The 548-nt window shown below is 63.0% G+C and carries 1 protein-coding gene; it reads right to left on the reverse strand.

Annotation, left to right across the window (positions count from 1 at the left end; genetic code table 11):
- Positions 1–344: ethylbenzene dehydrogenase (locus L6Q96_23550; GenBank protein ID MCK6557523.1), on the reverse strand; the 344-nt coding region annotated here is incomplete at its 3' end.
- Between the last annotated feature and the right edge of the window lie 204 nt (positions 345–548).

Genomic DNA, 548 nt, shown 5'->3' on the forward strand with positions numbered 1-548 from the left:
TGGTCCCAGGTTACACGCTCCCACTGGCCAGAGCCCCGTTCCCCCACGCGCTTCAGCGGGTAGAGAATGCGCTCCTCCGATTCGAGCATCCGCGACCAGCCGGCGCCCTTCTGACAGCCCATGGGATTCATGTCGGGCACACCGGGCATGATCGTCTTGAAGGTCGCGGCAACCTCCTCGCGCACGATCTTCCCGTCCTTCAGGTAGACCCGCTCGGGGCAGTTGCCCGGGTAGCAGTTGATGCAATGGGAGGCCCAGACGACCTTGTCCCAGCTCCATCGCTCGCGATAGAGGTCGCCTGCGACATCGCCTGTCTTGATCGGTGCAACCTGTTCGCCGGGCATGGGCATCTCCTCAAGGGCATGATGAAACGGCGCTTTGGAGCGCGGTCTGTAATACGGTTCTTAGGCTGCGCCGGGCCGCTGCGACATGACGCGGATCACACGTTGCGATCAGGGCCCGCCTTCCAGCTCAACCTCGCCATCACTGATCGCGATGTCAGTCAACCGCACTTTGAGGTCCAGCGACTTCCAGTCGTCCCCCAGTGC

The sequence above is a fragment of the Candidatus Binatia bacterium genome (assembly GCA_023150935.1).
Classification (GTDB): domain Bacteria; phylum Desulfobacterota; class Binatia; order HRBIN30; family HRBIN30; genus JAKLJW01.